Genomic DNA, 20,954 nt, shown 5'->3' on the forward strand with positions numbered 1-20,954 from the left:
CACGCCGGACACGACAAGGCGGGTGACGGCTGGGGCGCGCGCTGGTCGGTCTGACGTCTGTAGTTCGCGTGTTCGGTGGAGGGGATCTTGTCAGACAGTGAAGGGGAGTAACAGACGGGATCCATGAGGTGTTGTTGGAGTGTCTGTTCGGTGTCCGGGCGGAGACCGATAACGGTCTGTGTGTCGTCTGAATCCTGATTTGTTGATCTAGACACGTCAGATCGAGCTACATACCTTCATCCCGTACTGAGTCCGGGGTCATCGGGTGGTACCAGGCGCGACCACCTGAACAGGCGGGGGTCGGCGGGCGGTTGTGCCGGGTTCTGTTCTCGTTCAGGGGTGGGGTCGCGTGAGATTTCTGCGTTCACGGAGTCTGGCTGCCCTGACCAGCAAGGGATTGCTGGCAGGGCTGCTTTCGGCGCTGGTGTTCGCGCCGGCGGTGGCGGTGGCGTTGCCGAGCGGCGAGAAGCCGAGCGTGCCGTCGCGCGAGCTGGCCGACCCGGTGTCCGTCCCGGCGGAAACCGGGACGGCCAAGGCGCCGAAGGTGGTGTGGCCGAAGGCCGCGACCAAGACGGTCGACCTCGGCGCGGCATCCGCGGCGCGGCGGACGTGGCGTTCGGTGGCCGGCGAGGCGTCGGCCGTCTCGGTGCGGGCTGCCAAGGCGTCGGGTCCGGCGGTGAAGCGGTCGCCGGGCAAGGTGGCGGTGGAAGTACTGGACCGCAAGCGGACCGAAGCGGCCGGTGCGGTGGGACTCGCGGTGCGGGTCGCGCGCCAGGACGGTGGCAGGACGGCCGCTCCGGTGGAGGTCGCCCTGGACTACTCGGGCTTCGCTCAGGCCTATGGCGGCGACTTCGCGGGCCGGCTGCGGCTGATGAAGCTGCCCGCCTGCGCGGCCACCACGCCGCAGCTCGAGCGCTGCCGCCAGGGGCGTTACGTCAAGGCGGTCAACGACACCGAGGACCAGACCCTGACGGCGACGGTGGAAGCCGCGCCCCAGACCAAGCAGATCTCGGGGATGTCGGCGCTGTCGGAGCCGGCCGTGCTCGCGGTCACCTCCGGCTCGTCGTCGGACAACGGCGACTACCGGGCCAGCACCCTGTCGCCGACCGGCAAGTGGGATGTCTCCCTCGGCTCCGGAGCCTTCACGTACTCGGTGCCGATCGAGGTGCCCAAGCCTCCGGTGGGCGAGGCTCCGGATCTCGCCCTGACCTACAACTCCCAGTCCATCGACGGACGCACCTCCGCCTCCAACAACCAGGCCTCCTGGGTCGGCATGGGCTGGGACCTGAACGTCGGCTACATCGAGCGGCGTTACAAGAACTGCACCCAGGACGGCCACCCGACCTTCGGCGACCTGTGCTGGGACTCGCCGAACTCCTCGGCGGACCCCAACGGCGCCGCGTATGTCATCAGTCTGAACGGTGTCGCCTCGGAGCTGATCCAGGACAACACCGGCACCGGTTCCTTCCATCTGAAGGACGACCCGGGCTGGAAGGTGCAGAAGCTCAATGGCGGCTACGGCTCGGACAACACGGACGAGTTCTGGGTGGTCACCCAGCAGGACGGAACCCGGCACTACTTCGGCTGGGGCCGCACCGAGCGCCTGAACAGCTCGGGCGAGCGGGAGAAGACGAACTCGGTGCTGACCGTGCCGGTCATCGGTGACGACACCGGTGAGCCGTGCAACGCCCAGTTCCCCGAGCCGTGCAAGCAGGCGTGGCGGTGGAACCTCGACCGGGTGGTGACGCCGAACGAGGTGGAGAACGTCTACTTCTACAAGAAGGAGCAGAACCACTACCGTTCGGTCGCCGCCGCCGACAAGGCCCGTTCCTACGACGCCGGTTCCTACCTGGAGCGCATCGACTATGGCTGGTCCTCCCAGATCCCCGGTGCCCAACTGCCCGCCCAGGTCGACTTCCAGCACGTCAACCGCTGTGTGGAGCGGATGACGGAGAAGGATCCGCTCGACAACGTGGCGCCCGACTGCCCGACCATCGACGCCGAGCCCGAGTCCTATCCGGACGTGCCGGTCGACCTGATCTGCGACGGACCCGACGACGGCGAGTCCTGCGCCGGCAAGACGTACTACCCGACGTTCTTCCTGCGCGACATGCTCTGGGACATCAACATCAAGGTCCGGGACAACAACGACGCCTCCTGGGACCTCGTCCGGCAGTACCAGATGAAGTACTCCCTGATGAACCCCTCCGGCTCGGTGGGCGACCAGCTGTGGCTGGACTACATCCAGCGCCGCGGCTACGCAGGGGACGACATCACCCTGCCCACGATCAACTTCAACGGTGAGTGGCAGGACAACAAGGTCGGTGCCGGCGAGCTCAACTTCCGCCGGGTCAACAAGGTGTTCACCGACACCGGTTCGACGATCACCGCCACCTACGGCCACGCCACCGACGACAACGGCACCATCTCGCGCCAGTGCGACGAGAACAACCTGCCCTCGCAGTCGGACAACAAGTACGAGTGCTTCTGGCAGAAGTGGACGCCCGAGGGCACCGAGACCGCGCAGACGGGCTGGTTCAAGAAGTTCGTCGTCACCCAGGTGGTCGTCGACCCGGGCGACCTCGCCGATGGCAATCCGTCGATGACGACGACGTACGAGTACGACGGCACACCCGGCTGGAGGTTCGGCGCCGACCCCCTCGCCAAGGACGAGGACGAGACCTGGTCGGAGTGGCGCGGCTACGGCAAGGTCCTGGTCACCACCGGCGCCGGCACCAACAGGCACTCCACCTACCACTGGCTCTACCGGGGCCTGGACGGCGACCGCACCTCCAAGACCGACGCCTCGCAGACCCGGTCGGTGGACGTCACCGACTCCGCGGGCACGGCCTGGAAGGACTCCGCCTGGCTGGCGGGCAAGACGCTCGAAACCTCGGCCAGGGACCACGAGGACGAGTCCCAGAAGCGCGAGTGGCACGAGTACTGGACGTACAACACCGCCCAGTACACCGGTCTCCCCGACGCCCGGTTCGTCCGCGAGTCGGAGGTGCGCACGCTGGAGAAGGTGCACACCTCCACCGACTCGGACACCTCCACATGGCGTGAGCGCGTGACGCAGTGGGAGTTCGAGAACGACCAGGCGGCCAGCACCACCTTCGGCCTGCCCATGCGGATCGACGAGTGGGGCCAGACCGGTGTCTCGGACAACCACTGCACCGAGTTCGGCCGCACCTACAACACGGACACGCTGGACGGCACCGGCACCATCCGCTGGATGGTCTACCAGGACGACGAGCGGCACTACACCGTCTCCTGCACCACACAGGCCGAGGACCAGGCGGCCGGCCAGGACACCCTGCACCAGGACAAGCGGACGGTGACGTTCTACGACGGGGCCACCTCGTTCTCGGAGAACGACACCAAGCTCACCGACGGCAACGCCACCGAGATCCGCATGCACACCAGTGCCTCCGCATACCGGTCGGCCCGGAGCGACTACGACGAAGCGGGCCGGCGTACCAAGGCATGGGACGGCAGGAACAACCTGACCACGACGACGTACAGCCCCGCCACCTCATGGCCGGTCGACGGCGTCACGACCACGACCCCGGACCCGGACGGCACCGGATCCCGCACCGCCATGACCTCGGCCGAGTACCTGTCACGGCACTTCGGGAAGCCGTGGAAGACCGTGGACGCCAACGGCAACACCACCCGCATCGTCTATGACGCGGTGGGCCGCCTGTCGCAGGTGTTCAAGCCGACCGAGGCGGCGAACTATCCCGACGGCAACCCGTCGATGAAGTTCACCTACAGCATCCCCGTGGCCACCTCCGAGACCGGCGTTCCCGACGTCGCGACCGGCGCGGCACTCAAGACGACGACGCAGACCCTGCAGTCCGGCTCGACCTACGCCCTCTCCGTGGGCTACAGCGACGGCCTGGGCCGGATCCGCGAGACCCAGGAGCCGGCGCCGTCCGGCACCGGACGGATCGTCACGAGCACCCGCTACGACTCGTCGGGCAACGTCGCGGGCACCTCCGCGCCTTTCTACAACTCCTCGGCCGCGGGCTCCGGCGTCGTCAACCCGGCTGTCGCCGACATCCCGTCCTACACGGACGCCCAGGTGGACTGGGCAGGGCGCACCACGCTCACCCAGATCCAGGCCAAGGGCGTGGACCAGGCGGTGAACAGGACGGTCACCCGCTACATCGGCGCCGACCTGGTGACGGTGTTCCCGCCCGAGGGCGGCGCGGTCGACACGTACACCGACGTCTACGGTCAGACGGTGAAGACGGTCGAGCACATCGGCGCGACGTCGCCCACGACCCGCTACGAGTACACACGCAGCGGCAAGCTGAAGTACGTCCACGACTCGCAGGACAACACGACCCACTACACCTACAACTGGGCCGGCGACCGCGTCACGACCGACGACCCCGACGCGGGCGGGTCGTCCACGAGCTACGACGCCAACGGCAAGGTCGAGACGACCACCGACGCCAACGGCACCGTTCTCACCTACGAGTACGACCCCCTGAACCGTCCGACGAAGACCAAGCAGGGCACGACCCTGCTGGCCGAGCGGACCTACGACACCGCCACGGGCGGCAAGAACCTGCCCGCGGCGTCGATCTCGTACGTCGCCGGCAAGGCGTACACCGCCAAGGTCGACGCCTATGACGCGCGGGGCCGGGAGACGTCGAAGACCCTGACCGTGCCCGACGACGGATCCGGTCTGAACGGCTCGTACACGTTCGGCTACGGGTACGACGCGGCCGACCACATGACCGCGGTCGCCTATCCCGCGATCGGCGGTCTGCCCGCGGAGACCGTGACCTCCACCTACACCGGCCAGGGTCGCCTGTCCAAGGTGTCCAGCGGACTGAAGACCTACCTCGCCACGACCGGCTACGACGACTACGGACGTCTGACGTCCAGGACGCTCGGCACGGCGGGCAGCGGCGCCGCGGTGACCCGCACCCTCGGCTACGACGACGCCAACGGCACCGGGTGGCTGAAGAACATCACCACCAGCACCGTGGTCGACTCGGTCACCAAGGAGGTCCAGGACGACAACTTCACCCGGGACAAGTCGGGTTCCGTCACCGCGCTGCGCGAGACGCTGGCGAACCAGCAGCAGTGCTACCGCTATGACGACCTGAACCGGCTGACGGACGCCTGGACGACCACGTCCACCACCTGCGCGGCCACCCCGCAGTCGGACTTCAGCGGTCCGGACCCCTACCAGACGAAGTACACCTACGACCGTCTCGGCAACATCCAGTCCGTCACCGACACCACGGCGTCGGGCGCCGCCACCCGGGACTACAAGTACGCGGGCTACAGCGCCGACGAGTCCACCTACACCCCGGACCAGGACCGCCCGCACGCCGTCGCCTCGGTGACCACCGGATCCGGCACGGACAGCTACGGCTACGACAGCGCGGGCCAGCTCACCAGCCGCACCGTCGACGGCGTCTCCTCGAACCTGGTGTGGACGCCGGGGCGGCAGCTGGCCTCGATCACCGAGGCGGGCAAGACCAGCACCTACGTCAGGGACGCCGACGGCAACGTCATCGCCCGCACCTCGGCCACCGAGAAGGTGCTCTACCTCGACGGCCACGAGCTGCACAAGGCGGGAACGGCCGCGGCCCAGGCGACCCGCTACTACGCCGCCGAGGGCGCGAGCCTCGCGATGCGTACCGCCGACGGCTCCGCCGAAGGGCAGCTGACCTGGCTCCTCGGCGACGGACAGGCTTCCGTGCAGCTGGCCGTCACGGCCGTCGCCGGAGTGGTCACCCGACGGCGCTACACCCCGTTCGGCGACGAGCGGGACAGCACCGTTCCGCTGAGCGGCAGCGACCGCGGTTTCCTCGGCAAGGCGGAGGACCCGTCCACCGGGCTGTCGCTGCTGGGCGCGCGCGTCTACGACCCGGAACTGGGCCGCTTCCTGTCGACGGACCCGCTCACCTCGCCCTACCAGCCGCAGAAGCTCAGCTCGTACAGCTACTCGGAGAACGATCCGGTCAACTACAGCGACCCGACCGGTCTCGACGACGGCAGGGCCTGCCGGTGCGGCAGCCGACCGCCGTTGAAGCCCGGCGGAGGCGGTGGTACGACCGGCGGCTCGTCGGGGGACCGCGGAACTCCGACGACCAGCGGCCATGGCTGCGACCAGGCCTGCCTGAACGCGCTCAACTCGCTGGTGAGCACGTGGAAGAAGATGAACATCAACAAGAGGCTCGCGATCGAGCTGCAGTCCTATGTGAAGGTACTCGGCGGGAACATCCGCCCGTGCATCGCCGGTGTCGAGGCGAGTTCCGGTGTGGCCGCCGGATGCATGGACCTCGACGGCTACACGTCCGACGTCACCTGGCAGGATGTGCTGGAGGAATGGACGACCGGCCGGGGCAACATCCTCACCTTCGGCATCGGCAGCAAGGTCACTCAGCAGCTCGCCACGGGACCGCACAACACCAGGCTGCTGACGGAGATCCAGAAGCGGATCGCCGACGCGGACTACGACATCTCACCCAGTGAGCTCGGTGGGAACGCGGCCTACGTCGACGGCGAGGGAATGGGGAAGCTCGCCGAGTTCCCCAAGGACGTCCTGGGCATGCTGACCGACGGCCGGGTGGGCAAGGGCACGCCCGACGCGTTCCTGGGCTCGTTCAACGAGGTCTACCAGGTGCTGAACGTGGACAAGAAGAACCGGCAGTTCACGGTGGGCTTCGCGGCCTTCAACAACACCGGCACGGCATCCCTGACCCACTTCCTTCCGGACATAGGCCAGGGCAACCAGTACGCGAGCGTGCACCAGACGTACTACTGGACCCTCACGGTCCGCGAGTAGCCTGAGCGGCCCGGAAGGGGAGAACGCATGAATGAGGTCACGGCATCCCGGGCGGACCGATCCGCCCGGCGCGCGGGCGGCGTAGCAGTGCTGCTCCGGCTGCTGGCTCTTCTGGTCCTCGTGGCCGGGACGGCGGGCGGGATGTCGTACCTGATCCCCGACCGGGTCGGCGTCACAGAACTCACCCGTGACGCCGATCCGGACGGGTCACTCGTCGTCCACGTCCGGCAGACCGGTCTGCTGGAGGTGCGGGCCCGCTGGTCGACGGGGTTCCTCGGTGACAAGGAGATCGTCCACCACTTCGACATGCTGCCGTCCGCTCCGGGCGGTGTGGCGGCCTTCGAGAAGTCCGTGAAGCGTGCGCTCGATGCCGAGGGCAGGTCGGTCGACTTCGTGGAGGACGATCCGCTGCGGGACCTGGGCGGACTGTCGGCCTTCGTCCCCGTCCTCTACTGGCGCTTCATCCCCGGCACCTGGCTGCCCTGGTCGGTGCTGCTGTGCGCGGTGGCCGTCCTCGCGTCCATCGCGCGGGGCGGGCACCGCCGCGCCGCGGCGGGCCACTGGTACGCCGCCTGCCTGCTCGCCGGAACCGGCTTCCTGGTCCACCTGTGGTCCGAGCCCGCACCGCTGGGACGGCCGGGGGCAGCCGGCGCACCGCCCATGAGCGGCCGCCAGGTGGCCACGCGCACCCTGGCCGTCCTGGCAGCGGTCGTCCTGAGCGGCTTCGGGCTGGCCGCCCTGCGCGGGTACTAGCCGGGATTCGCTCGGTTCCGGCGGTCCTACGCCGGGCGGGCGGGCTGCTGCTGCGTGACGGACCGGCGCTGGTCCGGGATCTCCGCCGGGAACTCCGCCGCCAGCCGTTCCGCCATCCGCGCCCGGTGCTGCCCGGCCGCCGAACACAGCGCCTGTACGGCGTCGTTGAAGCGCACCTGTGAGGTCGGCTCGTCCGGCCCCAGCAGGTGCCGCTTCAACTCGGCCCGCGCCTCGACCAGTTCGTCCCTCTCGGGGTGCCGCACCGCGTCCAGCAGCTCCGGCACCCCGGCCGCGTCCGGCGTCAGCACGGTCGCCGCGCGCACGGTCGGGAAGGCCTTGCGGAACACGTCCTCCGCGAGGCCGCTGGTGTTCGCCACGGCGTACGGCTTGCCGCTCGCCAGGAAGTCGCTGATCACACTCGACACATCGCTGATCAGCAGGTCGGCCACGTTGAAGCAGGCGTACAGCGTGGGCCGGGCGGCCGTGACGACCTGGTGCTCGCCTTCCGGCAGCGACGCCCAGTACGCCTCCTCCCAGGCCGCCGTGGCCGCCGCCACCGCCTGAGCCCGCCCCGGCTCCGGCGCCGACTGGAGCAGCATCCGCTCCACCTGATCGGCGCCGGCCCGGTCGGTCGTCGTGGTGAGCCGGTCCAACTCCCGTGTGAGCTGGGCGAGTTCACCGTTGTCGCGCGGCTGCTCGCCCGTCCGCTCCCGGTTCGCCGCCCGGATCAGCTCACGGATCCGCAGATCGGCCGCCCCGGCCCGCGGATCCACCGAGCCCGTCAGCGGGTGCGGCTTGTACAGCAGCCGTACACCAGGCTCCGCGAGCAGCGCCCGCACGAGGTTCTCACCGGCCTCGACCACCGAGGTGTTGCCGGGGTTGCCGTCCCAGCCCTCCCAGGTCGGCGCGTACAGGACGGTCGTGCGGTGTCCGTCAGCGGCTCCGCCGCGGGCACGGTCCGACGGGCCCTCGTCCGGCCGTACGGCGTCCAGCTGCGGTCGGCCGATCTCCACCACGTCCTTGTCCTCGACGCCCACCTCGGCCAGCGCGTACCGCTCCCGCGCCGCCGGCCCCGCCACCCACACCTCGTCGTACGCCTTCGCGTACGGGTTGCAGGACGACAGCTTGTCGCTCTCCCCGTGGTTGACGAAGGTGTGCTTCAGCGTGGGGATGCGCAGGACCTGGGAGGTCTTGCCGGAGTTGGACGGGTGGATGAGGACCTGGAGCGAGGACTCCTCCAGCCGCATCAGCGTGGAGACCTTCGGCAGACACAGGATCGGTACGTCCGTCGGCGCGATCTTCTGCACCATGAACCGCTCACGCAGCACGATCAGCGGACGGCCCTCCAAGTGCGCGAGCGGCTCCAGCCACATGTTCGCCTGGTATGCCGAGGAGGCGCCGCCGGAGAAGTACAGGCCGGCCGTCGGCCGGTACTCCGCGAGCCACGCGTCCAGCCAGGCCAGCGCCTCCCGCTCGCCCGCCGGGCGACGGCTCGGCAGCAGCCGTACGAGAAGGTCGTACAGGCCCAGCAGGGCGAGCCCGAGGGACAGCGCGATACCGAGGGCCGCGCAGCGGGGGTCGTCGGTGGCCGCCGTGGTCAGCAGGCCCGCGGTGGCCGGGAGGCCGAAGACGAGCAGGCGGTCGCCGGGGCGGCGCAGCAGGACCGGTGGGGCGGGGGAGAGGCGCAGGGCGGAGGCGTCGATGTTGCGCGTGACCACGGGCAGGGTGCGGGTGCGGCGGACCAGCACCGAGACGGCCTGGATCGCGCAGTGCAGCGCGTAGAAGGCGAGGAGGCCCGCGACGAGCGGGGTGTACAGCGTCTCCCGATGCTGCTCACCGAGCCGCAGCAGGCCCACCACCAGCAGCAGGTCCCGCAGTACGTGCCGCACGGTGATGTCCGCGTGCGACTTGGCGAACACCGACAGCATGCCCCGGTCCCAGCGGTACAGCACGCCCTCGACGGCCAGGGACACGACCGTCGAGGCGAGCAGCAGCGGGACGTGCGGGTGCAGCGCCGCCACGGCCTGGGCGACGAAGGCGGCGACCAGGAGAGCCGTGACGAGCGCTCTCGCCGGGATACGGGACAGGGGTGTGGGCAACTGCGGTCACTCCAAGGTCGGCGCGGGACGTCGTGCGTCCGGGTTAACGCGCGGCGGCCTGCAGACGACACGCACGTGTCCTGGGGGCCTGGAGTGACCGGGCCGGCGGAATCGCCGCCCCTACCGTCCGGACTGCAACGCCCGCCGTATCGGGCCGCCCACCACGCGGCGCGCCCGGCGGTACACGGACGCCGCCGGGAGTCCCGCGCCGCCCTTGGTGGCGCGGGACAGCTCGCGCCGCAACCGGTCGTTGTCCAGGGCGAGTTCGCCGATACGGCTCTGCAGCCAGCCGAACCGGGTGGTCAGCGAGGTGAGGTCGGCGTCGTTCCAGGGGCGGACGCCCGCCGGGAAGGCCAGCGACCTCATGCGTTCGTCGAAGGCGGCGCCGCCGTCGCCGTGGGTGAACGTGTTCTCCAGGCCGTTGCGGTCCAGGAACGCCGTGAACCGCTCGAACCGCTCCTGGTGGCCGCTCATCAGGGCGCCGAAATCGGCCTCCTCGTACAGCGACGCCGGGTCCAGGTCCTCGGGCAGCTTGTCGATCCGGCGGTGCGGGATGTTGAAGTAGCGGCACAGCTCCAGCGTGCGCGAGTCACCGCAGAGCACGGTCGCCGGTGTGCCCGCGAGCAGCGCGGCGATGTTGCCGTGGATACGGGAGCCGAAGGAGAAGTCGAACGCGCGCAGGTCGTCGATCCAGGTGACCGGGTCGACGTAGACGCGGACCTTGTCCTCCCGGTACATCGGGTGCTCGGGGTGCGTCGGTATCGCCGTGACCAGGCCGTTCGGGTCGGACAGGTCCCGCCAGTGCAGCTGCCGTGCGTCGCTGATGTTCTGGCCGATGAAACGCAGGTGGGGGTAGCGGGCGTGGGCGCGGTCGATGACCCGGTCCAGACCCTGGGACCGCACCGCGCTGTGCGAGCCGTTCACGGCGATCCGGGAGCCGGCGCCGAGGGCGGGCTCCCGCTTGGTGACGGTGAGTTCCTTGCCGTACAGGAACAGCGAGGGGCAGCCGATGACCTCGACGTCCCGGAAGCCCAGGTCCTTCAGGTACTTCTCGGTGAACTCGCCCCGGACCCCGATCGAGGCACTGCGGTCGAGCACGGCGGAGACGAACTCGCGCACCGCGGGCTCGATGCCCTTCAGCCGCGCCGCGTTGTAGCCGAGCCCGGCCTGGGCGCCGACCCCCACCACGACCACGGGGATCCGCAGCTTGCCGATCAGCCGGGTCAGCCGCTTCAACTGCCCCTCGAACGACGGCCGGAACGCGTTCGCGAGCGGGACGACGAAGGCGTCGTACTCCTCGTTGATCCGGCCGGCCGCCGAGATGTCGGTGCGGATGCCGTTCGAGACGACCTCGGTGTGCGGGGTCTCGAGGATCTTGTGCGTGGCGTCGCTGAAGATCAGATTGCCGGAGTTGGTGGCGATGACGTCCCGGTGCAGGGCCTCTTCCACGGAGACCACGTCGTAGGGGCTCTTGCCGGAGCGGACGAGGAGGCGCTTCCCGCGGGGTACATCGTGAGCATTGTGTGACACAGCGTTCAAAATATGTTTGCCCTGTCGTTATTTTCTATAGGCAACCAACGCAACCTTTTTGCCGTATGCGACGCGTGAGCAAACAGTTACCGCCCGCCTGTCCGGGGGCTGGAATCCCCGCGCGCCGAACGATCCCCTTCGCGTAGATTGCCGAGCAGGCAACCGGATGTACGCGAGGGAAAGAGCACAGGTGGCAGGGGCAAGGCAGGGTGTGCACGAGGCCCGCAGGATCGTCGTCAAGGTGGGGTCCTCGTCGCTGACCACCGCGTCGGGAGGGCTGGACGCCGACCGTGTGGACGCGCTCGTCGACGTCCTCGCCAAGAGCCGTAGCGGCGGTGAGCGGGAGGTCGTCCTCGTCTCCTCCGGCGCCATCGCGGCCGGCCTCGCCCCGCTGGGCCTGCGTCGGCGCCCCAAGGACCTGGCCCGCCAGCAGGCCGCCGCCAGCGTCGGCCAGGGTCTGCTCGTGGCCCGCTACACCGCCTCCTTCGCCCGCTACGGCGTCCGCGTCGGCCAGGTCCTGCTGACCAGCGACGACATGAGCCGCCGCGCCCACCACCGCAATGCCTCGCGCACCCTCGACAAGCTGCTCGCGATGGGCGCGTTCCCGATCGTCAACGAGAACGACACCGTCGCCACGGACGAGATCCGCTTCGGCGACAACGACCGGCTCGCCGCCCTGGTCGCCCACCTCGTACGGGCGGATCTGCTGGTCCTGCTGTCCGACGTGGACGGCGTGTACGACGGCGACCCCCGCAAGCCGGGCACCTCGCGGATAGCGGAGGTACGGGGTCCGGAGGATCTCGCCCATGTCGAGATCGGCAGCGCGGGCAAGGCCGGCGTCGGCACCGGCGGCATGGTGACCAAGGTCGAGGCGGCCCGGATCGCCGCCGCCGCCGGCATCCCGGTCGTCCTCACCAGCGCGATCCACGCCGCCGAGGCATTGCACGGCGGCGACACCGGTACCTACTTCCACGCCACCGGCAAGCGCTCCGCCGACCGGCTGCTGTGGCTCCAGCACGCCTCCACGCCCCAGGGGTCGCTCACCCTCGACGACGGTGCGGTACGGGCGGTCGTGGAGCGCCGCAAGTCCCTGCTGCCGGCCGGAATCGCCGCCGTCGAGGGCGAGTTCAGCGCGGGCGACCCGGTCGAACTGCGCGACAGCGCGGGGCGCGCGGTCGCACGCGGGCTCGTCAACTTCGACGCCAAGGAGATCCCGCAACTGCTCGGGCGGTCGACGCGGGAGCTGGCGCGGGAGTTGGGCGCGGAGTACGAGCGGGAGGTCGTCCATCGGGACGACCTGGTGATCCTGCAGCCCTGAGGGGCGTGTGTGAGGGGGGTCGGCTCTCGGTCCTCGGCCGAAAACAGGGGAACGCCCCGTTACTGATGTCGCCCTCGGGTGGACGTTCCGCGCTGCATCGTCCCGGGGGCAACCCCCGGACCCCCGGCCGAAAACAGGGGGAACGCCCTGTTGCCCATGTCGCCCTCGGGTGGACGTTCCGCGCTGCATCGTCCCGGGGGCAACCCCCGGACCCCCGGCCGAAAACAGGGGGAACGCCCTGTTACCCATGTCGCCCTCAGGTGGACGTTCCGCAAAACCGCCCCGCGAGCCCTTGCGGCCTGCTCAACTTTGTCTCGGGGACACATTCCGCACCACCCGATTCCGGGCACTGCGCAAAGGAGGCCGTTGTGAGACGAGTGCGCCCTGGGGTGGCGTCCCGCGGTGCCGGTGGGGCCTCGTCCCGTGCGGCCCGTGAGGAGCGCGCCTTGACGAGCGTCGCGGCCGGCGATCGGTACGAGGAGCCCAAGGATCTGCCCCGTCTGTGGCACGTCACCCTCAGCGTCTCCGGCCGGGAGGCCCCGCTGAAGGAGGTGCGGCGCGCCCTCGAACAGCTCGCCCACGACCACCCCTTTCTGCTGACCAGCAGATACGCCAACGACCACGCCGAGATCCGCTACTGGGAAGAGGCCCGCGACCTGCACGACGCGGCGGCCGTCGCCCTGCGCCTGTGGGGCGAGCACCGGCAGAGCGCCGGACTGCCGCCCTGGGAGATCGTCGGCCTGGAGGTCATCGACCGCGAGACCTACCACCTGCGCGTCGCCGAGGGCTACGGACCGCCACCGGCGACCCCGGTGGGCGTCCACCCCTACTGAGCGGCCCTGGAGGGTCTGTCTCGCGGTTCGGAATGCGCGCTGGACCGGCCCCACAACCGCACTACCCTTCTTTCATGACCACGCTCTCGCCGTACGACTCCATGTCCCCGGTCAACCGGGCCGCCTACCGCGCCAAGGCCGCCGCCGCCGACCTCGCCCCGCTGCCGCGGGCCGAGAAGGACGACGCGCTGCTCGCCATCGCGGACGCACTGGAGGTCCGTACGAGCGAAATCGTCGAGGCCAACGCCAAGGACATCGCCAAGGCCCGCGAGGCCGGCACCAGCGAGGCGATCATCGACCGGCTGACGCTGACGCCGGAGCGGGTGCGCACCATCGCCTCCGACGTACGGGACGTCGTGGCGCTGCCCGACCCGGTCGGCGAGGTCGTGCGCGGGTCCACCCTCCCCAACGGCATCGACCTGCGGCAGGTCCGCGTCCCGCTCGGCGTCGTCGGGATCATCTACGAGGCCCGCCCGAACGTCACCGTGGACGCCGCCGCCCTCTGCCTGAAGTCCGGCAACGCGGTGCTGCTGCGCGGCTCGGCCTCGGCCTACGAGTCGAACACCGCGCTCGTCCGAGTGATCCGCGACGCCGTGGGCGGGGCAGGGCTGCCCGCCGACGCCGTGCAGCTGGTGCCCGGGGAGAGCCGGGAGAGCGTGCGGGAGCTGATGCGGGCCCGCGGCCTGGTCGACGTGCTGATCCCGCGCGGGGGCGCCTCGCTGATCCAGACCGTCGTCTCGGAGTCGATCGTCCCCGTGATCGAGACCGGCACCGGCAACTGCCATGTCTACGTAGACGCCAACGCCGACCTCGACATGGCCATCGAGATCCTGATCAACTCCAAGGCCCAGCGGGTCAGCGTCTGCAACGCCGCCGAGACCCTCCTGGTCCACCAGGACATCGCCCCCGAGTTCCTGCCGCGCGCCCTGGACGCCCTCGCGGACGCCGGGGTGACCGTGCACGCCGACGAGAGGGTGCTGGCGTACGCCAAGGACTCCAAGGCGACCGTCGTCGAGGCCACGGCGGAGGACTGGGAGTCCGAGTACCTGTCGTACGACATCGCCGCCGCGGTCGTGGACTCGCTGGACAAGGCCGTCGAGCACATCCGGCTGTGGACCTCCGGCCACACCGAGGCCATCGTCACGACCTCGCAGCAGGCGGCCCGCCGCTTCACCCAGCTGGTCGACTCCACGACGGTCGCGGTGAACGCCTCCACCCGCTTCACGGACGGCGGCCAGTTCGGCTTCGGCGCGGAGATCGGCATCTCCACGCAGAAGCTGCACGCCCGCGGCCCGATGGGGCTGCCGGAGCTGACCAGCACGAAGTACATCGTCACCGGGGACGGGCACGTACGGCGCTGATTCGCGCCGTATCCGCGTCATCGGGGCGCGTCGGCGGCCGCTGAGGCGCGGGGCGCACGGCCAGGGCATATGCGTCCGACACGCGCCCCCGGGCAGCTTCCGTGACGCACTTGAGGTGTCTCACAAGGCGGATGAATTTCCATACCGTCTGCCCAAATTGACCCCCCAGGTCTACTCTGGATCCCGTGCCGGAGGACGTGGGGGGCGCGCCGTTCCCTGACGGCTGGGAGCCCGACGACGACCACGACCGCGGGGTGTCGGACGAAGAGTTCGCCTCCGTGGTCTTCGACGAGGCCTTCGTACAGGCGGCCGTGGTGCACGAGCCGACCGCCGTCGAGCGCCTCCTGGCCGCGGCCCAGGCGAGAGCGGAGGCCTCCGAGGCGGAAGCCCGCAGGGCGCACGGCCGGGGCGAGCGGTACGACGACGGGTTCGGCCCCGACGACCACACGCCTTTCGGCCATGATCCGGACTTCGACGATCTGGACGACACGGACATATACGAGGGCCGTTACGGCGCCCCGGGGACGTACGGCAAGCAGGTCCGCTGGCATCGTCCCGTCGCCTGGATCCTCGCCCTCGTGATGGGTGTCGGCATGGTCGCGCTGGCCTTTGCGGCGGTCTACCGCGGCGCCTCGTCCAGCGGCCGGGAGCAGCAGGTCCCGGCGCCCACGTCCACCGGGCTGGAACAGGGCGCCGGAGCCGTGCCCTCCGCCTCTGCCGACCACTCCCAGCCGGCCATCTCGGCGACCCCGCGTACGCCCTGATCGGACCTGATCGCGGGCCTGAACGCCACGGAGAGCTGTCTGACCGACCTGGTGAGAACCTGTCAGAACTTGTCGTGTACCAGGGCGTTTACCGAAGGGTCCGGCGACCTACCCTGAAAGTATGGGAGGGCCTGGAGACCCACCTGAGGGGACACCCGAGGGCGGACCCGGAGGTGGAGAGGACGAGTACCGATCCGTCGTCTTCGACGAGTCGTTCGTGCGTGCTGCCCGCCTTCAGGAGTTCTCCGCGCAGGAGCGCATAGGCGATCACGCGCCCGCCGTACGCAGCCGTCCACCCCTGCGCCGGGGACTGTCCCGGCAGGCACTGATCCTCGTCCTCCTGATCGCCGTGGCCTTCGGTACGGCGATCTATATGGGTGTACGGCATCCCTATCAGAGTCCCGCCAGTTCCGGGCCGCCCGCCGAGCCCCTGCGGATGACCGTCATCCCGCTCGCCCCGCAGGGCAAGGTGCCCGGGGCGACCGACACCGACCAGCTGTACGCGCAGAGTCCCGCCGCGCAGTTCCGCATCGGCGCGGAGGGCATACCGCTTCCGGCCGCGCGGCGGACGGCGCACTTCTCGGACAGTCAGGTGACCAACGCGCTGAGCATCGCGAAGGACTACATCGTGCGGTCCGCGCTGTATCCCGAGGTGGTCACGGGCGACCAGGTCCGGCCGGTCCGGGTGCTGCTCGACCCCGATCAACTGGACCAGTTCGACCAGAGCTTCAGGCAGCCGGCCGCGGACGGGCGGCACGCGCCGACCGGGTGGCTGGTTCGCTTCGACTCCTCCGAGGTCGAGCTGGCCGACCGCAGGATCCGGGTGCAGGGCACGCTCCAGGCAGCCGAGACCGACTCGACCACGCTCGAGGTCACGGCGGACCATACGTTCGTGTACGCGCTGCGGGCCGCCCAGGCGGAGCAGACCGGCGAGGCGTCCCTGTTCACCGTCCGGCGCGAGCTGCACTTCCGTTTCGACCGCGAGGACCTGCGGCTGCACCAGGCGCAGCTGGTCGTCTCCTACGTCCAGGCCGGCCCGCTGTCCTGCGCCGAGGACTCCACGAACCGGCTCCACCCGCTCCTGGCCGGGCAGACGGCGAAGGAGGGCGGCCCGGCGGGGACCGACCCCTACGCCACGGGCGGGGCCACGGCGCTGTGCGGGTCGCTGGCGGCGGGGGCCCAGCCGAAGGTGTGAGAGCCGGTCCTCAGCCGCCGGGCCCCTGTCCTCAGCTGCCGGAGCTGCCGGACCCCTGGTCGTCCGTGTCGTCCGTGTCGTTCCGCCTCGGCTCGTCCTTCGGGGGCGCCGTCGTCGTCCCCGTGAAGCCGCCGAAGCCCCGCCGGACCCGGCCGCCCAGGTCTCCCGCGCCGCCCGCGATGTCCGTGACCAGCTTCATCAGCGGGTCCTTGGAGGACTTCACGTGATCGGCGTAATGGGACGCCGACTCGCGGAAGGAGTCGGTGACCGAGGTGTCCTTGTCCTCGCTGCGGCGCGGGTAGTGGCCGTCCATGAGCCGCTGGAAGTCGCGGGACTCGGCCCACTTCTTCAGCTCGGCCGCGCGGACCGTGGTGAACGGGTGCGAGCGGGGCAGGACGTTCAGGATCTTCAGGACCGAGTCGCGCAGGTCGCCGCCCGCCTCGTACTCCTCGGCCTGCTTCAGGAACGCGTCCACGTTCATCTCGTGCAGATGGTTGCCGCCCGCGATCTTCATCAGGCCGCGCATCGAGGACTGCAGGTCCTGGCCGACGAGCAGGCCGGCCCGGTCGGCGGAGAGCTCCGACTTGCGGAACCACTCCCGCAGCGCCGTCACGATCGCCATGATCGCGAGGTTGCCCAGCGGGATCCAGGCGACCCGGACGGCGAGGCTGGTCAGGAACAGCAGGATCGTGCGGTACACCGAGTGGCCGGAGAGGGCGTGGCCCACCTCGTGGCCGATCACCGCCCGCATCTCCTCCTCGTCGAGCAGCTCCACCAGACCGGTCGTGACCACGATGATCGGCTCGTCCAGGCCGATGCACATCGCGTTCGGCACCGGGTCCTGGTTGACGTACATCGGCGGGACCTTCTCCAGGTCCAGGATGTAACAGGCGTCCCGCAGCATGTCGTTGAGGTGCGTGAACTGCTGGTCCGACACCCGGACCGAGTCGGACAGGAACAACAGCCTGAGGCTGCGCTCGGGCAGCAGGCCGCTCAGCGCCTTGAAGACCGTGTCGAAGCCGCTGAGCTTGCGCAGGGCGACCAGGGCCGAGCGGTCGGCCGGGTGCTCGTAGGCACGTGAGGAGATGCCCGGGAAACGCCTGCGCTGCCTGCTCGGTACGTTCTCGTGCCCGTTGTGCTCGTGGCCGTCGGACATGTCTTCCCCCATGTGCGTGTGGATGGCTCTCTGCGGCTCTCTGGCTCTTTGCGGAGCCTTGTTCCGCCCTTTGCGCCCCCGAAGCAGAGCCCAGCCTAGGCGGAGTTACCGTGGACGGGCACTACAGCGAAGGAGTTCCGCGCCATGGAGCACAACCCCGCAGCCGCCTGGCTGACCGAGGCCGCGAGCGCGGCCGAGCAGCAGGGGGCGGGGAATCTGCTCCGGGTCGTGCTGATCGTGATGGTCGTGGGCTGTGTGCTGACCGCGTGGTTCCTCTTGCGGGGCTACAGGCGGAAGGACGAATGAGCCGCCGGGAAGGTTCCCCGAGGACCGTCGGACGTTCTCCAACGGTGGAGTCGGCGTGTTCGCCGTCAGGGCGCCCGCTTACGATGGGCCGACATCTTTATCCCGCCCACACCGATAGGTCACGCCGAAGATGAGCTTCCACAGCGCAGCTGCCCAGTTGGTCACCCTCGCCGCCGAGGGCGAGGAGCACGGCGGCAACCACCAGAGCATCAGCCCGTGGGCCACCGGAGGTGGCGCGTTCATCATCCTCATGCTGCTGCTGTGGATCACGACCCGCTTCAACCGCGACCGCTGAGCGCCTGCCAGGCCCTTCCCGCTCCGCCCGGACAGCTGTCGGCCGGAGCTCTCAGGCGGGGCCGGTAGGGTCTGCACGCATGGGAGAGCAGGACATGCCTACCGGCCCCGGAAACGGCCCGTCGAACCCCGGCAAGCGCCGTCTCGGCGTCATGGGCGGAACGTTTGACCCGATCCACCACGGCCACCTCGTCGCGGCCAGCGAGGTCGCCGCGCAGTTCCACCTCGACGAGGTCATGTTCGTGCCGACCGGCCAGCCCTGGCAGAAGAGCCACCGGCACGTCTCCCCGGCCGAGGACCGCTATCTGATGACGGTCATCGCCACGGCCGAGAACCCGCAGTTCTCCGTCAGCCGCATCGACATCGACCGCGGCGGCCCGACGTACACCGTGGACACCCTGCGCGACCTGCGCGCGCTCAACCCCGAGACCGACCTCTTCTTCATCACCGGCGCCGACGCCCTCGGCCAGATCCTGACCTGGCGGGACTCGGAGGAGCTGTTCTCCCTCGCGCACTTCGTCGGGGTCACCCGGCCCGGCCATCACCTCGACGACGACGGGCTCCCGGAGGGCGGCGTCTCGTTGGTCGAGGTTCCCGCGCTGGCCATCTCGTCCACCGATTGCCGCGCGAGAGTCGCAAAGGGAGACCCCATCTGGTATCTGGTGCCGGACGGAGTCGTGCGCTACATCGACAAGCGCGAGCTGTACCGCGGCGAGTGAGGCGAGTGAGCCGAGAGGGGCGACGGTGAACGACCGATACGACGCGGGGGCCGCAGGATATGACCCCGACCAGTACGAACTGGTCGGCTACGACGAGTACGGGCGGCCGGTGTACCGACAGGTACCGCAGCAGCAACCGCCCCAGCAGCAGTACGACCCCTACGCACAGCAGGGCTACGGCTACGACCCGTACGCGACCGGCCGGCAGCAGCCGGTCCCGCCGTACGACCCCTACGCCACCGGCGACACCGGTCGGCAGCCGCCCACGCCCTCCTACGACCCGTACGGCACCGGCACGCACCAGCAGCAGGCCGGCGGCCACTCACCGCCGTACGACCCGTACGGCCGCACCGCCACCAGCGGTCACCAGCCCCGCGTCACCGAGCAGACCGCCTACATCCCGCAGCAGGCAGGGCCGGTCGAGCCGGTCGAGGAACCCCGGAGCCAGGACCGGGGGGACCAGCGGGACCGGGACTACCGCACCGAGCAGTTCGCCTTCGTCGAGGAGCCCGACCAGGACTCCGAGGACGTCATCGACTGGCTGAAGTTCACCGAGAACCGCACCGAGCGCCGCGAGGAGGCCCGGCGCCGGGCACGCGCGCGCGTGATCGCGCTCGCCGTCGTGCTGGCGCTCGTCGCGGCCGGTGGTGTCGGCTACCTCTGGTACGCCGGGAAGCTGCCCGGTCTGTCGTCGTCTGAAGAGAAGACCGGCACCGGCACCCCGGTGGCCGCCCAGAAGCGCGACGTGATCGTCGTCCATCTGCACAACACCAAGAAGGGCGGCACCTCCACGGCGCTGCTCGTCGACAACACCACCACCGAGCAGGGCACCACCGTCCTGCTGCCCAACTCCCTCGCCCTGGCCGGCGACGACGGCAGCACGACCACCCTCGCCAAGTCGGTCGACGACGACGGCTCCTCCGGCACGCGCGACGCGATCGACACCGTCCTCGGCACCGAGATCCAGGGCACCTGGCGGCTGGACACCCCCTACCTCCAGAACCTGGTCGACCTGGTCGGCAACATCGAGGTCGACACCAACGCCGACGTGCCCGACCCGGACGCCAAGTCCAAGGGCGCCGCGCCCCTCGTCCGCAAGGGCAAGGCCCAGACCCTCAGCGGCAAGATGGCCGTCGCCTACGCCACCCACCAGGCCTCCGGCGAGGCCCAGAACGCCCAGCTGGAGCGGTTCGGGCAGGTCATGCAGGCCACGCTGCGCAAGCTGACCTCGGACACGCAGGGCGCGACCACCACCGTGCAGACGCTGGGCATGATCATCGAGCCGCCGCTGACCGACAAGGACCTCGGCGCCTTCCTCGCCAAGCTCGCCGACCTCGCCAAGGGCGGCGACTACAAGACGGCCATGCTGCCCGTCCAGACCGACGGCACGCTGAGCGCCCAGGCGAGCGCCAGTGTCGTCAAGAACGTCCTCGGCGGCACCGCCAAGAGCCCCGACAAGGACGCCGCCGTCCGCGTGTCCGTCCAGAACGCCAGCGGCACCAAGGGCAACACCGACAAGGCGCGCGTGGTGCTGCTGAACGGCGGCTTCACCTTCCTGGAGGGCGGCACGGCGTCCACCGCGGCCACGTCCGAGGTCGTCTACGCCGACGCCGCCGACAAGGAGAACGCCACCGAGGTCGCCAAGACCCTGGGCCTGTCCGCCGACGCGGTCACCAAGGGCGAGGTCTCGGGGAACGCGGACGTGTCGGTGGTCCTGGGCCAGGACTACGAACCCTCGTCCTCATGACCGCGGGGCACCCCACGTGAGCCGATTATCACGTGGGGTGCTGTCGGCGGTCCGTGAGACCC

General features: G+C 70.0%; 14 protein-coding genes. 11 read left to right on the forward strand and 3 right to left on the reverse strand.

Features of this window, described 5'->3' with window-relative positions; genetic code table 11:
- Positions 1-349: 349 nt before the first annotated feature.
- Both BLU79_RS31520 and BLU79_RS31525 read left to right on the forward strand, forming a co-directional pair.
- Positions 350-6,817 carry an RHS repeat-associated core domain-containing protein gene (locus BLU79_RS31520; protein ID WP_143052538.1) on the forward strand — a complete coding sequence of 2,156 codons (6,468 nt, stop codon included), beginning with the start codon at positions 350-352 and terminating at the stop codon, positions 6,815-6,817.
- A gap of 27 nt (positions 6,818-6,844) precedes the next feature.
- Positions 6,845-7,570, forward strand: a complete 726-nt coding sequence (locus tag BLU79_RS31525) for a hypothetical protein (RefSeq protein ID WP_093909376.1) — start codon at positions 6,845-6,847, stop codon at positions 7,568-7,570.
- 26 nt (positions 7,571-7,596) lie between these two features.
- On the opposite strand, the gene BLU79_RS31530 is transcribed toward BLU79_RS31525, so the two are convergent.
- Positions 7,597-9,669: a hypothetical protein gene (locus BLU79_RS31530; RefSeq protein ID WP_093909377.1), complete on the reverse strand. Its 2,073-nt coding sequence runs from the start codon at positions 9,667-9,669 to the stop codon at positions 7,597-7,599.
- Between the two features lie 120 nt (positions 9,670-9,789).
- Positions 9,790-11,199, reverse strand: a complete 1,410-nt coding sequence (locus BLU79_RS31535; protein ID WP_256333525.1) for a polysaccharide pyruvyl transferase family protein — start codon at positions 11,197-11,199, stop codon at positions 9,790-9,792.
- Between the two features lie 190 nt (positions 11,200-11,389).
- Here BLU79_RS31535 and proB point away from each other — a divergent pair, with 190 nt between their 5' ends.
- The 5 genes from proB to BLU79_RS31560 all read left to right on the forward strand — a co-directional run bounded on the left by proB (position 11,390) and on the right by BLU79_RS31560 (position 16,670).
- Positions 11,390-12,517, forward strand: coding sequence for a glutamate 5-kinase (gene proB, locus BLU79_RS31540; RefSeq protein WP_093909379.1), 1,128 nt, complete (start codon positions 11,390-11,392; stop codon positions 12,515-12,517).
- A 377-nt stretch (positions 12,518-12,894) separates the two neighbouring features.
- Entirely contained in the window at positions 12,895-13,350 is a 456-nt protein-coding gene (locus BLU79_RS31545) for a hypothetical protein (protein ID WP_093909380.1), read from the forward strand.
- A 74-nt stretch (positions 13,351-13,424) separates the two neighbouring features.
- Complete coding sequence (locus tag BLU79_RS31550) at positions 13,425-14,711, forward strand: glutamate-5-semialdehyde dehydrogenase (RefSeq protein WP_093909381.1); 1,287 nt, start codon at positions 13,425-13,427, stop codon at positions 14,709-14,711.
- 185 nt (positions 14,712-14,896) lie between these two features.
- Positions 14,897-15,475 carry an SCO2584 family spore wall biosynthesis protein gene (locus BLU79_RS31555; RefSeq protein WP_093909382.1) on the forward strand — a complete coding sequence of 193 codons (579 nt, stop codon included), beginning with the start codon at positions 14,897-14,899 and terminating at the stop codon, positions 15,473-15,475.
- A 121-nt stretch (positions 15,476-15,596) separates the two neighbouring features.
- Positions 15,597-16,670: an SCO2583 family membrane protein gene (locus BLU79_RS31560; protein ID WP_093909383.1), complete on the forward strand. Its 1,074-nt coding sequence runs from the start codon at positions 15,597-15,599 to the stop codon at positions 16,668-16,670.
- Between the two features lie 31 nt (positions 16,671-16,701).
- On the opposite strand, the gene BLU79_RS31565 is transcribed toward BLU79_RS31560, so the two are convergent.
- Positions 16,702-17,838, reverse strand: a complete 1,137-nt coding sequence (locus BLU79_RS31565) for a M48 family metallopeptidase (protein WP_371131976.1) — start codon at positions 17,836-17,838, stop codon at positions 16,702-16,704.
- Between the two features lie 132 nt (positions 17,839-17,970).
- Here BLU79_RS31565 and BLU79_RS31570 point away from each other — a divergent pair, with 132 nt between their 5' ends.
- From BLU79_RS31570 to BLU79_RS31585, 4 genes are all read left to right on the forward strand, one after another.
- Positions 17,971-18,132: a hypothetical protein gene (locus BLU79_RS31570; protein ID WP_093909385.1), complete on the forward strand. Its 162-nt coding sequence runs from the start codon at positions 17,971-17,973 to the stop codon at positions 18,130-18,132.
- Between the two features lie 130 nt (positions 18,133-18,262).
- Positions 18,263-18,427, forward strand: a complete 165-nt coding sequence (locus BLU79_RS31575) for a hypothetical protein (protein WP_093909386.1) — start codon at positions 18,263-18,265, stop codon at positions 18,425-18,427.
- Positions 18,428-18,506: 79 nt separating this feature from the next.
- A complete protein-coding gene (nadD, locus tag BLU79_RS31580; protein WP_093909387.1) occupies positions 18,507-19,145 on the forward strand; it encodes a nicotinate-nucleotide adenylyltransferase in 639 nt (212 codons plus the stop codon).
- 25 nt (positions 19,146-19,170) lie between these two features.
- Entirely contained in the window at positions 19,171-20,892 is a 1,722-nt protein-coding gene (locus tag BLU79_RS31585; protein WP_093909388.1) for an LCP family protein, read from the forward strand.
- Positions 20,893-20,954 lie beyond the last annotated feature (62 nt).

The organism is Streptomyces sp. cf386 (assembly GCF_900103585.1).
Classification (GTDB): domain Bacteria; phylum Actinomycetota; class Actinomycetes; order Streptomycetales; family Streptomycetaceae; genus Streptomyces.